The organism is Streptococcus infantis (genome assembly GCF_047464215.1).
In the GTDB taxonomy this organism is placed as follows: domain Bacteria; phylum Bacillota; class Bacilli; order Lactobacillales; family Streptococcaceae; genus Streptococcus; species Streptococcus infantis_P.
The window spans coordinates 190768-204093 of sequence record NZ_JASHCG010000003.1 but is presented as its reverse complement, the minus strand read 5'-3'; the positions used below and the strand labels follow the sequence as shown (position 1 = coordinate 204093).

General features: G+C 36.1%; 14 protein-coding genes and 1 other annotated feature. Of the genes, 10 read left to right on the top strand and 4 right to left on the bottom strand.

The window, feature by feature from the left end:
- Nucleotides 1–251 precede the first annotated feature (251 nt).
- A complete protein-coding gene (locus QM469_RS03315; RefSeq protein ID WP_049503260.1) occupies nt 252–992 on the bottom strand; it encodes an amino acid ABC transporter ATP-binding protein in 741 nt (246 codons plus the stop codon).
- Complete coding sequence (locus QM469_RS03310; protein WP_414276094.1) at nt 992–3166, bottom strand: ABC transporter substrate-binding protein/permease; 2175 nt, start codon at nt 3164–3166, stop codon at nt 992–994. The genes QM469_RS03315 and QM469_RS03310 overlap by 1 nt, the downstream gene beginning before the upstream one ends.
- A gap of 180 nt (nt 3167–3346) precedes the next feature.
- Between QM469_RS03310 and uvrB the strand changes: the two genes are divergently transcribed.
- The 4 genes from uvrB to QM469_RS03290 all read left to right on the top strand — a co-directional run bounded on the left by uvrB (nt 3347) and on the right by QM469_RS03290 (nt 7901).
- On the top strand, nt 3347–5335 hold the full coding sequence (gene uvrB / locus QM469_RS03305; protein ID WP_414276093.1) for an excinuclease ABC subunit UvrB: 1989 nt from the start codon (nt 3347–3349) through the stop codon (nt 5333–5335).
- A 33-nt stretch (nt 5336–5368) separates the two neighbouring features.
- On the top strand, nt 5369–6370 hold the full coding sequence (locus tag QM469_RS03300) for an acyltransferase (protein WP_248034139.1): 1002 nt from the start codon (nt 5369–5371) through the stop codon (nt 6368–6370).
- Nucleotides 6371–6979: 609 nt separating this feature from the next.
- A complete protein-coding gene (locus QM469_RS03295; RefSeq protein WP_311523749.1) occupies nt 6980–7414 on the top strand; it encodes a hypothetical protein in 435 nt (144 codons plus the stop codon).
- A gap of 19 nt (nt 7415–7433) precedes the next feature.
- Nucleotides 7434–7901 carry an 8-oxo-dGTP diphosphatase gene (locus QM469_RS03290; protein ID WP_311523747.1) on the top strand — a complete coding sequence of 156 codons (468 nt, stop codon included), beginning with the start codon at nt 7434–7436 and terminating at the stop codon, nt 7899–7901.
- On the opposite strand, the gene QM469_RS03285 is transcribed toward QM469_RS03290, so the two are convergent.
- Both QM469_RS03285 and QM469_RS03280 read right to left on the bottom strand, forming a co-directional pair.
- Entirely contained in the window at nt 7898–8413 is a 516-nt protein-coding gene (locus QM469_RS03285) for a transcription repressor NadR (RefSeq protein WP_075231670.1), read from the bottom strand. The two genes, QM469_RS03290 and QM469_RS03285, sit on opposite strands and share 4 nt — an antisense overlap.
- Before the next feature lie 18 nt (nt 8414–8431).
- Nucleotides 8432–8959, bottom strand: coding sequence for an ECF transporter S component (locus tag QM469_RS03280; protein WP_001095969.1), 528 nt, complete (start codon nt 8957–8959; stop codon nt 8432–8434).
- Between the two features lie 176 nt (nt 8960–9135).
- Nucleotides 9136–9271 (top strand) — a sequence feature (ribosomal protein L10 leader region).
- A gap of 38 nt (nt 9272–9309) precedes the next feature.
- Here QM469_RS03280 and rplJ point away from each other — a divergent pair.
- From rplJ to QM469_RS03250, 6 genes are all read left to right on the top strand, one after another.
- Entirely contained in the window at nt 9310–9810 is a 501-nt protein-coding gene (rplJ, locus tag QM469_RS03275; RefSeq protein ID WP_075231669.1) for a 50S ribosomal protein L10, read from the top strand.
- Nucleotides 9811–9883: 73 nt separating this feature from the next.
- Nucleotides 9884–10249: a 50S ribosomal protein L7/L12 gene (gene rplL / locus QM469_RS03270; RefSeq protein ID WP_001196968.1), complete on the top strand. Its 366-nt coding sequence runs from the start codon at nt 9884–9886 to the stop codon at nt 10247–10249.
- A 324-nt stretch (nt 10250–10573) separates the two neighbouring features.
- Nucleotides 10574–10897, top strand: coding sequence for a DUF2185 domain-containing protein (locus QM469_RS03265; protein WP_371607661.1), 324 nt, complete (start codon nt 10574–10576; stop codon nt 10895–10897).
- Nucleotides 10898–11703: 806 nt separating this feature from the next.
- Nucleotides 11704–12348: an Imm26 family immunity protein gene (locus QM469_RS03260; protein WP_414276092.1), complete on the top strand. Its 645-nt coding sequence runs from the start codon at nt 11704–11706 to the stop codon at nt 12346–12348.
- Nucleotides 12349–12389: 41 nt separating this feature from the next.
- Nucleotides 12390–12671 carry a hypothetical protein gene (locus QM469_RS03255; protein ID WP_371607662.1) on the top strand — a complete coding sequence of 94 codons (282 nt, stop codon included), beginning with the start codon at nt 12390–12392 and terminating at the stop codon, nt 12669–12671.
- Nucleotides 12672–13047: 376 nt separating this feature from the next.
- A complete protein-coding gene (locus QM469_RS03250; protein WP_399553131.1) occupies nt 13048–13326 on the top strand; it encodes an HNH endonuclease signature motif containing protein in 279 nt (92 codons plus the stop codon).

Sequence of the window (13326 nt, the reverse complement as noted above, 5' to 3'; positions counted from 1 at the left end):
GTTTTAGTGTACACTTTTTACACTAAAATTTAGTTCAAAAAAAGACAATTTCCTTAGTTTGACTATGGAATTCAAACTACTTTTCATCAAATACCTTGATATACTTGACAAATGGTAGAAAAGGACTCAGTCCTGTGCAATACAGAACTAAATCCTTTGAATAAATTAATTGTCTAACTTTTTGGGGTCAGTACATTCATCCCTGATACAATGCGTTTTTTTGATTATAAAGACTTTTTGCCTAACTTCTTCTAGGCGTTTAGAACCTTGTCTAAGAATTCTTTAAGACGCGGATGTTGTGGGTTATCAAAGATTTGGTCTGGTGTTCCGTCTTCTAGGAATTCACCATCTGCAGTAAATATAACTCGATTGGCAACCTTGCGAGCAAATCCCATTTCATGGGTTACGATGATCATGGTCATACCTTGTTCAGCCAATTCCTTCATAACGTTAAGAACGTCGCCGACCATCTCAGGGTCAAGGGCAGAAGTTGGTTCGTCAAAGAGCATGATATCAGGGTTCATGGCTAGACCGCGAGCGATAGCCACACGCTGTTTTTGACCACCTGATAGGCTTTCAGGATTTGCATTAGCCTTATCAGCGAGTCCAACTTTTTCAAGAAGTTCCATTCCCAATTTTTCAGCTTCAGCCTTAGTCATCAACTTATGCTCTACTGGTGCGAAAGTGATATTTTCCAATACCGTCATGTGAGGGAAAAGATTGAAGTGCTGGAAAACCATTCCGACATTTTCACGAACGTGGTCCACGTTGGTTGCTTTATCCGTCAAATCATAACCATTAACTGTGATATGACCTTTTGTACCTTCCTCAAGGAGATTCAAGCTACGCAAGAAAGTTGATTTACCTGAACCAGAAGGTCCAATGATACAAACAACATCTCCTTCATAGAATTTTGCTGAAATTCCTTTAAGGACTTTGTTTTTACCATATTGCTTATGTAAATTATCGACATCGATTTTTAATTTAGCCATTATTGAATCCTCTTTTCTAAGCGTTTTGCAAGTCTAGTAAGAAGAGTGATAATCACAAGATAGAAGACTGCGAGAATTGCATACATTTTGAAACTTTGGTAGTTACGAGCAATGATAATCTTACCAGTCTGGAAGAGTTCGACCAAACCGATTGCAGATACGATAGTTGTATCTTTAAGTGCGATAACAAATTGGTTGACGAAGTTTGGAAGCATAAGTTTGGTTGCTTGTGGCAAGACAATCTTACGCATGGTTTTACTGTAAGAGATACCAAGGCTTCGACTAGCTTCCATTTGTCCGATAGGAACAGCCTTAATACCACCACGAACAATTTCAGCGATATAAGCGGCTGAGTTTAGGGAGAGTGCGATTGTACCAGCGACAAAGTCATTGATTGGACTCTGTTGGCCTGTAAGGGATTCGATAAAGTTAGGAACTCCCCAGAAGATAAAGGCAGCAAGAATCATCAATGGAATACCACGAATCACATCGACAAAGATTTCTGAAATAAGACGAAGTGATTTATAAGGACTAACGCTAAACATACCAAAGATAATCCCGATAACAATCGCAATTGCAAAGGAAATCAAAGCTAGAGAAAGGGTAATTCCAAGTCCACTTAGGAGTTGTTTGTAGTTGTTTTTCAACAAGCCCAAGATAGTAGTTTCGTCAACAGTTGATGATTCACTTGTTGAATCAGTTGCAAGGTATTTATCAAGAATCTTTTGGAACTCACCACTTGCTTTAAGATTTGCAAGACCGTTGTTGAACATTTCAATCAATTCAGGATTGCTTCCCTTTTTAACTGCAAAAGCAGTTTCACCGATTGGAGTACCTTCGATTGGTGTTTTTAATTTTTGACCTTGACTGATAGAGTATTTAAGAACTGGTTCGTCATCCATTACGGCGTCAATTGAACCAGTGTTCAAGCTATCATACATAGATGAACCGTCTGCAAAGGTTTTAATTTTATAACCATATTTGCTTTGATTTTCAGTTAGGAAGGTTTGAGAAGCAGTACCGTTTTTAACACCAACGGTTTTACCATTCAAATCTTCATAAGAAGAAATGGTACTTGATTCCTTAACTCCAAGAATAGTATTAGCTGTATAGTAAGAATCAGAGAAATCAAAGGTTTCTTTACGAGCATCTGTAACAGACATACCGGCAATCATACCATCAGCTTGACCAGATTGAACCGCGTTAATAGCAGCGTCAAAACCTGGGTTGGTGATTTCAATTTCAAAACCTTGGTCTTCGGCAATAGCCTTGATCAAGTCCATATCAATACCAGTGTACTGGTTGCTTGAGTTTTGGAAAACGAATGGTGCAAATGAAGAATCACTTGCGATAACGTATTTTGATTTGACTGGAGTAGCTTTTTGACCTGCGCTTGTAGTAGAAGTGAGAGAAGTCACTTGTGAACTAGTTTTAGAGGAACTTGTCCATTTATTGATAATTTTGTCCAAGCTACCATCTTTTTTCATCTGAGCTAAAGCTTCGTTAAATTCTGTAACTAGGTATTCGTACTTGCTACCTTTTTTAACTCCAAAAGCAAAGCTTCCAACGGCTTCTCCGACCATGTTGATACTGAGATCTTGCCCTTGGTTAATAGCGTACTCGATGACTGGTTTGTCATCCATGATGGCATTTACAGCCCCTGTACTGAGACTGTTATTCATCAAATCACCAGTATCAAAGGTTTTGATAGTGAAACCATATTTATCTTTGATGCTTTCTAGGAAACGTTGTGCGGCAGTACCGTTTTTAACACCAACAGTTTTACCACTGAGTTCTTCATACTTAGTGATTTTGTTAGACTTAGTCGTTGCGATGACAACTTTTGTATCATAGTAAGTATCAGACATGGTAAAGACGTTTTCACGTTCTTTGGTTTTTGTCATACCAGCCATGATCGCATCTGCTTGCCCTGCTTGGACCGCATTGACAGCAGCATCAAAGCCTGGATAAGACATTTGGATATTCCATCCTTTTATCTCAGCGACTTTATTGATGATGTCGACATCAATTCCTTTATAAGTCTGGTCTGTATCTTTAAACTCAAAGGGTGCATAAGCGGTATCACTAACAATCTTGATAGTGTCCGCATTAACATAGCCTAAAGAGAATAAGGGAAATAAAAATAATAAAAATGCAAGGATTTTTTTCTTCATGTTTAGTCTCCTTTTTAGAATATTTACCCATTATAGCAGAAAATAAAAAAGTTGGCAAATATTTAGTGTTTTGATGTAAGAAGATATGACATAGGATACTAAGCGGCAAGAAGTTGAGAATCAGTAAGTCGATCCTTTTTATGGTAAAATAGAAGGATAGAAAATGTGTATGAGGCAATTATGATCAATAGAATTACAGACAACAAATTTAAACTTGTATCCAAATACCAACCATCTGGGGATCAACCGCAAGCTATCGAACAGTTGGTAGATAATATCGAGGGTGGAGAAAAGGCTCAAATCCTGATGGGGGCGACTGGTACAGGTAAGACCTATACCATGAGCCAGGTGATTTCCAAAGTTAATAAACCAACCCTAGTCATCGCCCACAATAAGACCCTAGCAGGCCAGCTCTACGGGGAGTTTAAGGAATTTTTCCCTGAGAATGCCGTCGAGTACTTCGTGTCCTATTACGATTACTACCAGCCAGAAGCCTACGTGCCATCGAGCGATACCTACATCGAAAAAGATAGCTCGGTCAATGACGAAATTGATAAACTACGCCACTCCGCTACATCAGCGCTCTTGGAGCGTAACGATGTCATCGTTGTAGCATCCGTATCTTGTATTTATGGTTTGGGTTCCCCTAAAGAATATGCTGATAGTGTAGTAAGTCTGCGCCCAGGACTTGAAATTTCTCGTGATAAACTGCTTAATGAATTAGTCGACATTCAATTTGAGCGTAATGACATTGATTTCCAGCGTGGAAGATTTCGTGTACGTGGGGATGTGGTGGAAATTTTCCCAGCATCTCGTGACGAGCATGCCTTTCGTGTTGAGTTCTTCGGAGATGAGATTGATCGTATTCGTGAAGTCGAAGCTCTTACGGGGCAAGTTCTGGGCGAAGTGGATCATTTGGCGATTTTCCCAGCGACTCACTTTGTGACCAATGATGACTACATGGAAGTAGCTATTGCTAAGATTCAGGCTGAATTGGAGGAGCAGTTAGCTATCTTTGAAAAAGAAGGTAAACTCCTCGAAGCGCAACGCTTGAAACAACGGACAGAGTACGATATCGAGATGTTGCGTGAGATGGGTTATACCAATGGTGTCGAAAACTACTCACGTCACATGGATGGACGAAGCGAAGGGGAGCCACCTTATACTCTTCTTGACTTCTTCCCAGATGATTTTCTGATTATGATTGACGAGAGCCATATGACCATGGGGCAAATCAAGGGGATGTACAATGGAGACCGTTCGCGTAAGGAAATGTTGGTTAATTACGGTTTCCGTTTGCCGTCTGCCTTAGACAACCGTCCCCTCCGTCGGGAAGAGTTTGAAAGTCATGTCCACCAGATTGTCTATGTTTCAGCGACGCCTGGTGATTACGAGATGGAACAAACGGACACTGTGATTGAGCAAATCATTCGTCCGACGGGTCTTTTGGATCCAGAAGTGGAAGTGCGCCCAACTATGGGACAGATTGATGACCTCTTGGGGGAAATCAATGCCCGTGTTGAAAAGAATGAACGTACCTTTATTACAACCTTAACCAAGAAAATGGCAGAAGACTTGACAGACTACTTCAAGGAAATGGGGATCAAGGTCAAGTACATGCACTCGGATATCAAGACTTTAGAGCGGACAGAGATTATCCGAGATTTACGATTGGGAGTCTTCGATGTCTTGGTTGGAATCAATCTCCTTCGTGAAGGGATTGACGTTCCTGAAGTAAGTCTGGTTGCTATTCTCGATGCTGACAAGGAAGGCTTCCTCCGAAATGAACGTGGTCTTATTCAGACCATTGGACGTGCAGCTCGTAATAGTGAAGGGCATGTTATTATGTATGCTGATACTATGACTCAGTCTATGCAAAAAGCCATCGATGAAACAGCTCGTCGTCGTAAAATTCAGATGGCTTATAATGAAGAGCATGGCATCGTACCACAAACTATTAAAAAGGAAATCCGTGATCTTATTTCTGTTACCAAGACAGTTGCCAAGGAAGAGGACAAGGAAGTTGATATCAATAGCCTCAATAAACAAGAACGAAAAGAACTGGTCAAGAAATTGGAAAAACAAATGCAAGAAGCCGTCGAAGTGCTTGACTTTGAACTGGCTGCTCAGATTCGTGATATGATGTTGGAAGTCAAGGCGTTAGATTGAGAAGTTATATAAATAGTGTGGAAAGGTATATTAATGAAAAATAGACACCTAGGAATTGAAGCTTGTAGAATTTTAGCAATGCTGATGATTTGCAATCTACATGTTCTGGGCATGGGAGGAATTTTAGAAAAATTTGCCATTCAAAAGAATTTTTATTATATTTTTGCAAATTATTTAGAAGCATTTTCTTATTCGGCAGTAAATATTTATATTTTAATCAGTGGCTATGTCGGACTTCATTCTAAATTTAGTTATAAAAAAATGTTTAGTTTTTGGTTGCAAATCATTTTTTATACGATTTCAATCACATTAATATTCGCACTTTTTTCAAAGTCATCCGTTAAACTAAGCGATTGGCTCTCTGCTTTTACGCCAATTAGCCATGGTCAATACTGGTATATGAGTTGTTATTTCGGTTTAATGTTAGTGGCTCCATTTTTAAATCAAGCTATATTAACAGTAAAACAAGAATTGTTATTACTTTTTGTTAGTGGTGGATTTGTATATTTCTCTATTATTCCAACAATATTTAAACAAGATTCGTTAGGATTGTGGGGTGGATATAGTGTTTTATGGATGATACTCCTTTATATGATAGGAGCTATCATCAATAGATTAGACTTTGAAAATCGTTTTAAAGTTTGGCAAGTTGCTGGAATGATTATCTTACTGACAAGTTTAACTTTTCTATTGCACAGTCTTGGCTATGAACAGTGGAGAAGTTATACATCTCCAACAGTAATTCTTCAAGGAATATCAATATTTCTACTATTTTTAAGTCTCAAAAATTTTCCATTAACTTTGAAAAAAATAGTTTTAACATTATCTCCATTAACATTAGGAGTCTATTTGTTTCATGTTCACCCTCTGATTTTTAGAAGGATTTTACCCAACATTTATTCTTTAGTTGACGGACAGAAATTCGTTATATTTGTCACGATCATTCTCTTAATGACACTTCTAATATTTATTGTAGGTGCATTTATTGAGTATTTAAGAAAAAAACTATTTATATATATTTCTGGTAAATTATAAGATCAAAAATTATTCCCTAACGATAAAAAATTTGTATCAAATAGGTTTAATGTTTATCTGTTTATGATGAATTAGAAGGAGAGAGAAGAAACGATTGAGAAAGAATGTTAGTGCACACAAAAAGCATTCTAAATCAAAGTGAAAAATAGGTTGGTTAGACCGCATGAATCTGTGGTTTGTGCTACATTCAACAATTGCCTGGATCCTTGATGCAAGCGTTCTGTTCTTTTCTGCTCTAGGAATGTTATGTCTATTGTACGGAACACCCCTTATTCCAAGTCCCTATCGGGAACTGCATTATAGTTTTCCACTTTATTTAAATATCGTCCTTTTGGTGAATGCATCTTATCATACTTTCCTTCGTACCTTTAAGAAAGACTGGATTTCCTTGCGAAATTTTGCAGAAATGTTTTTATATCCTAACGGAATTGCTTGTGTATTCCAGTTAACGATTGGGATGACCTCTAAAAGAGGAACAAGATTACTTCCGATATGGGCATTAGACTATCGCTATATCTGGTTTCCCCTCGTTACTTATTTCATTTTCTTTCTAGTGCCTATTGTGACAATTATAATTTACAAATATATTGAAAAGAAAAGGAGTCAATCATGATGAAACATCTAACGATATTTAGGGTTATTTACCTTTCGTGCCTGGTATTTGTACTGATTCATTTTATCTTAGGGCTTTTTGGCTTATCTTTTACCCCAGTCTTGTGGAATTTCTGGTTCTTTGGTCTTTGTTTAACCCTATTTATCCAACCATGGACCATCTTTTATAAATCTAGAATCTTTCAATGGCATCATCTGATTTTTCAAGCTCTCAGTGGATTCGTTGCTCTCATAATCTGGTTTATGATATTTTTATTTTTCTCCACGGTTCCAGATTCATCTATGCCTATCAATTTAGACTACTATGTGATTAGGGAAAAAAATGAAATAAGAATCATCAGAGGATTCTTATTTCATGAAATTCATGAATATCATGACTTAGTTAATCCTTTGATTATGAAGTCTAAAGTTAAGTATGTAGAAAAAAATTAAACATTAGAAAGTGAGTCCTATGTCTAGAGCACAATTAACCATTCTAACTAATATTTGTTTAATAGAAGACCTTGAAAATCAGCGCGTGGTTATGCAGTATCGATCGCCTGAAACCAACCGCTGGTCTGGCTATGCTTTTCCAGGAGGTCATGTGGAAGATGGTGAGGCCTTTGCAGAATCTGTTATTCGTGAAATATACGAGGAAACAGGTCTGACGATTCAAAATCCTCAACTTGTCGGCATTAAAAATTGGCCACTAGATACAGGTGGCCGCTATATTGTCGTTTGTTATAAGGCGACTGAGTTCTTTGGTACCCTTCGTTCTTCAGATGAAGGAGAAGTTTCTTGGGTGCAAAAAGACCAGATTCCAAACTTGGATCTGGCCTATGATATGTTACCTTTAATGGAGATGATGGAAGATCCGGATAAGTCTGAATTTTTCTACCCTCGCCGTACAGAAGACGATTGGGAAAAGAAAATCTTCTAATCCTTTACTAAATAACCTAACTTATCCAAGGCCTTCTCGATATAGAGAAGGTCTTGTTCGTTTTCAGCTTCGACTAGGTGATAATGGACGCCATCTGTTAATTCAGAAAGTGGTCTAAAGTCAGACCTTTCGACTTGCTCTAAAAAATGCTGAACGTCCCGACGACAAGAGAGTTTGAGCAAGGTTTCAATTTCTCCATAGACAGGATGATCAATCAAGGTATTCTGAACACGTCCCCCATTATCGACGATAGCTAGAAGTTCTTGACCGATTTCTTCCATCTCGTGCTTTACTTTAAACAGCTTGTGAACATACGGACTGGTTTTGCTTTCTTTATAAATATAGCCACGATTGGTTGATAAGATAGGAGCACCATCAGCACGCAGTACTGCAATGTCCTGAACGATAATCTGGCGAGTGACATGAAAATGTTCTGCTAAGCTTTTTCCGTTTAGAGGTTTTTGAGCTTCTTTTAAGAGTTGTAGAAGTGCTTCTTTTCGATTTTTTGTCATATTCTTCTTTCTTAACGCTTAACGGCGTTTTCTCAATGCTTTATAAACAGCCAAGGCTAGATAATAGTCTACCATACTATGGATAATAGTACCAAATCCAACCAAGACAAACAAGACATAGAACATATTTTTTAAGTCAGTTCCAGTACTAGCATAAAAAATCATACAAGCCAAAACTTCAGCAATAGCATGAACCAAACCAAGTACAAAATTGAAAATCAATGAAGATTTCTTATTGTCCAAGGTTTGAGGATGTTTTTGAAGATAGAAAGCACCCAGACTTCCAAAAAAGATATGGGAAAAGGCGCGAAGTACAATGACAATCGGATACCCAGCCATGAGAAATCCTAAACTAGAAGCTATAATAACAAAGATAGCCATCCATGGCGAGAGAAACATAGCGATAAAAATAGCAACGTGACTTCCTAAAGTGTAGGAAGCGGGAGGAATGACAATTTTAAAGGGCATCACCAAAGGAATCAAAATAGCGATAGCTGTTAGCAATGCGGTCAAGGTCATGAATTGTGTTTTCTTTTGTGTATTCATAATAACTCCTTTTAGCTGTATATACAGTTGTATAGTACAATAAAAAATCAAACAAGTCAAGAACTAAAATTGATTTTTGATGAGATTATCTTGAAATAAGGTTAAAAAATAAATAAATTTTTTAAAAAATAAGAAAAAAACTCTTGCACTAAACAAAGTAGTATGGTATACTTATATACGGTTTGAAAAAACTGCCTAAGACAGTAGGGGAGATCGACTCATAAATATCCTACCGAGGACAAAACGTATCATGTAAAAAGAAGCGTATTGTACTTTCGTGTCTAGGTTTGGGCGCGTTTTTCTTTTGGAAAAATTCCCCAAGCAAAATAATTACGGAGGTGAACACACTAATGAGTGAAGCAATTATTGCTAAAAAAGCAGAACTAGTTGACGTAGTAGCTGAAAAAATGAAAGCTGCTGCATCAATCGTCGTTGTAGACGCTCGTGGTTTGACAGTTGAACAAGATACAGTTCTTCGTCGTGAGCTTCGTGGAAGCGAAGTTGAGTATAAAGTTATTAAAAACTCAATCTTACGTCGTGCAGCTGAAAAAGCTGGCCTTGCAGAACTTGCATCTGTATTTGTTGGACCATCTGCTGTAGCATTTTCTAACGAAGATGTTATCGCTCCAGCGAAAATCTTGAACGACTTTGCTAAAAACGCTGACGCACTTGAAATCAAAGGTGGTGCAATCGAAGGCGCTGTCGCATCAAAAGAAGAAATCGTTGCTCTTGCAACTCTTCCAAACCGCGAAGGACTTCTTTCTATGCTCCTTTCTGTACTTCAAGCGCCAGTGCGCAACGTTGCTCTTGCAGTCAAAGCGGTTGCAGACAGCAAAGAAGACGCAGCTTAATCTTAAGCTACGCAGCGTAGCCTAGCTACAAAAATATAAACATAAAATATAAACTTATTTGGAGGAAATAACAATGGCATTGAACATTGAAAACATTATTGCTGAAATTAAAGAAGCTTCAATCCTTGAATTGAACGACCTTGTAAAAGCTATCGAAGAAGAATTTGGTGTAACTGCAGCTGCTCCTGTAGCTGTAGCTGCTGCTGGTGGTGCTGAAGAAGCTGCTAAAGATTCATTTGACGTTGAATTGACAGCTGCAGGCGACAAGAAAGTCGGCGTTATCAAAGTTGTACGTGAAATCACAGGTCTTGGTCTTAAAGAAGCTAAAGAACTTGTTGATGGTGCACCAGGTGTCATCAAAGAAGGCGTTGCAGCTGCAGAAGCTGAAGAAATCAAAGCTAAATTGGAAGAAGCTGGAGCTTCAGTTACTCTTAAATAATAGAGTTTCCATGAAAAATGACCGAAGCTTAGGCTTCGGTTTTTTTATTGGTTGGGATATATAGTGAAATGAAATAGAATCTGAACAAATTTACCAGAGCAGTTAAGTCAATTTTTAGCATTTTTTAGAATTCACAGTGTACAGTTTTGTATAGTAGATTGAATTTAGAATAGTACGTTATGGATTCTAAGAAATCAATTTGACTTTCCTAACCTCTTTGTTCACATCTTATTTCAATCCACTATATAAAAGGTGATGGGTTTGAGTAGTTTGTCTTGTCTGATTCAAGTTAAGAACTAGCTAACATAAATAGAGGTTATAAATGTGAGTAATAAAGGAATGGGATTAGGCGCTTCAATAGTATCTAATAATATTTTAGAAAATAAGGCCAATATAAAATGGATATTACGCGAGAACAGTGTTAATGAGTTAGATAACGGATGGCGTTTTTTATCCGAAATAGATACAGAAGAATATCTATCACATGCTGAAAATATGTCGATATGTGACTGGAGTACAATTCTTGAAATAGAACCAGCAGTATTATCAATTTTTAACATGCCTATTGGAACAGAACTCATACTTATTTACGAAGGTGAGAAGAAGTATTTCATAGATTCAAGTAGTGGTCAAAAATTATCTTACTAGGGTATTGAAACTGACTTCATATACTTACGATTTCATAGAATGATGAGTGCTATGAAGCGAAAATAGATACTATATAGATTTGGTCTAATCTATCTGAGAAATATTCCTAGTAAAGGACAAGTTTGAGAGAAATCTGAACTTGACAATTGATGCACAAGCTATTATGATAGTCAGAGAACGGATTTAAATATTAAAACATCAGATAAATTAGCAGGAATGATGATTGGAATATAAAAATTAGAGTTGTGATGATAGTTAATCTTAAAGATAAACAAGTATAATTTTTTCCAATCCCAATTGCAAATCTACCAAGCCGCTAGCCTGTGTTTTTTTGACAAAAAAGGAACGACACAATTTTAAAATAGAGTTTCAATGGTCCTTCTTATAGTTCTTAGTTTCCAATGATTATGTTCTTTAGCATTGAAGTAAAGGTATCCCCAAATGGTAACTTTTCTGCTTAAACTAATCTCCGAGTTCATAACTAAAACTCATTTAAAATCAAAAAGAGCAGAAATGTTTACTTCTATAGCAAATATATTCTAGTTCTTTGTTAGAAATTCTTTCTTTACTTTCCTAAAATACTATAAGATTCATTGATTAGTTGGTAATTTCTAAGTTAATAACTGGATTAGGATATTTATTAAGTAGCCTGTCAACAAAAAATGTACTTTGATTTTAATGGAGTGTTAATAGGAAATCCAATTGGTAACTCAAATAAATTGAATAAGATCAACAGCATTAGTCCAAAAAATAAATTTCATGATGAGGCTATTATGTGGGCTCAAAATAATAGATAGGTGGAGATTATGATTTTTAATAACTTGATGAAAGAAAGAAGAGATAAAAAAATTAATAGTCTTCCAAAAGAAGTACAAAGAAAATTAAAAAAGTTTGAAGAGCTTGATTCGAGTGATTATCAACTCCAAGTAATAAAACCTAGTAATGATTTGCCTAAAGAAGGGGATCTGTTTGTTTTATCCCCCAAAAAAGGATATTATTTTTTGGGGAAAGTTATGGAATTAAACATTGTATCAAGCAATAGCCTGATGAGTGGAAGCTATGTTGTCGTAATATTTTCAACATGTTGCAATACTATGGATATCGAAATATTTAAACCTAACTATCATGAATTGTTGACGGATCCTTTTATTGTTAATAATCAATATTGGGAAAAAGGTTACTTTTACGTAATTAAACATTCTCCTCTCAGTGAAGAAGAGAAAAAACTGGAGATAGGATTCTATAAGATTCATCCTTTAGGAGATTCATTTTGTACTTCAAGTGGAGAGCGTTTAGAACATGAACCTCAGATTTTAGGAATGTACGGACTTTGTACAATTACAGGAGTAGCTGCTGAAATTAACCGTTCATTAATTATGAATCCATCTATTATTCCTAATTTTGTATTAAAGAATGATAATCTGTCTACAAAAAAATTGATAGTTTCATAAAAAATGATGAAGGTATAATTACGATAGATATTGGAGACAAATTGGTTAGAGAAATTTCAAATTATATTGAAGTACATTTTGGAATTTACATGAATGGTTATAATTGGGAAAAATTTTTAGATTCTTACTTCCGTAAAAGTAAGATGAAGAAATTTGAAGATTTAGAGATGAATACAGATGCTGGAACCATTGAGTTACACTTTTTAGGCGGGGATTTCGGCATGAATAAAAATCTATATGACCAGATTGTTTATTTATTTATGAATCCGCAAATAATCTATTCTTTTATAAGTAAATATAATAACGAAATTATGTGGGAATGACACTGTCTCGTTAAACTCTTTAGCTTCTACTTTTTGTGAGCTGTTTTTTACACATTACGTAAATACAGATGGAATTTTAATTATATTATACTGAAGAACCAATAGTTGTTTTTTATAAAACCGAATTAGGGACTTGACGTGAAGAACAATGTATCAACTAATTTTCAAATATCTCAAATCATATTGTTTATTACATGGAGTAATGATGAAATAGTGGAGTGGACAAATGATTTGAGAAACATTATATATTTTAAAAAAGGATTACTGACTGAATAAGTAGTACAAAAGACGGTGAAGAGTATCTTAGAATTATTAAAAGTGGAAATTAGAATGTTGTTACCTTTTCAGAGAATACTAAAAGTAGTTAACACATTTCATTCTAAAATGGAGTGATACAGTAGGTGAAACAATAAGTGATGCGATTCAAAAGGAATTCATTATAAAAGAGAATAGGGTAAGAAATGGTGGAGTAGTTCGTTCAGACTTACCTGTAGAAATTTTATATAAACCTCAAAAAGCTGGTAAACATAACGAGTGGCAAATAGATCATATTATTCCTAAAACCAAAGGTGGTTCTAATAGCTATGCTAATGCACAGTTTTTTCCTAGATTTGAGAATAGAATGAAATCTGATGATGATTCAGGAGGTGATTGA

What these genes read in the sequence shown, in the direction of transcription:
- rplJ (WP_075231669.1), top strand. Translation starts at nt 9,310, where the DNA reads ATGAGTGAAGCAATTATTGCTAAAAAAGCAGAACTAGTTGACGTAGTA.
- QM469_RS03290 (WP_311523747.1), top strand. Translation starts at nt 7,434, where the DNA reads ATGTCTAGAGCACAATTAACCATTCTAACTAATATTTGTTTAATAGAA.
- QM469_RS03280 (WP_001095969.1), bottom strand. Translation starts at nt 8,959, where the DNA reads ATGAATACACAAAAGAAAACACAATTCATGACCTTGACCGCATTGCTA.
- QM469_RS03310 (WP_414276094.1), bottom strand. Translation starts at nt 3,166, where the DNA reads ATGAAGAAAAAAATCCTTGCATTTTTATTATTTTTATTTCCCTTATTC.
- QM469_RS03315 (WP_049503260.1), bottom strand. Translation starts at nt 992, where the DNA reads ATGGCTAAATTAAAAATCGATGTCGATAATTTACATAAGCAATATGGT.
- QM469_RS03300 (WP_248034139.1), top strand. Translation starts at nt 5,369, where the DNA reads ATGAAAAATAGACACCTAGGAATTGAAGCTTGTAGAATTTTAGCAATG.
- QM469_RS03260 (WP_414276092.1), top strand. Translation starts at nt 11,704, where the DNA reads ATGATTTTTAATAACTTGATGAAAGAAAGAAGAGATAAAAAAATTAAT.
- rplL (WP_001196968.1), top strand. Translation starts at nt 9,884, where the DNA reads ATGGCATTGAACATTGAAAACATTATTGCTGAAATTAAAGAAGCTTCA.
- uvrB (WP_414276093.1), top strand. Translation starts at nt 3,347, where the DNA reads ATGATCAATAGAATTACAGACAACAAATTTAAACTTGTATCCAAATAC.
- QM469_RS03295 (WP_311523749.1), top strand. Translation starts at nt 6,980, where the DNA reads ATGATGAAACATCTAACGATATTTAGGGTTATTTACCTTTCGTGCCTG.
- QM469_RS03285 (WP_075231670.1), bottom strand. Translation starts at nt 8,413, where the DNA reads ATGACAAAAAATCGAAAAGAAGCACTTCTACAACTCTTAAAAGAAGCT.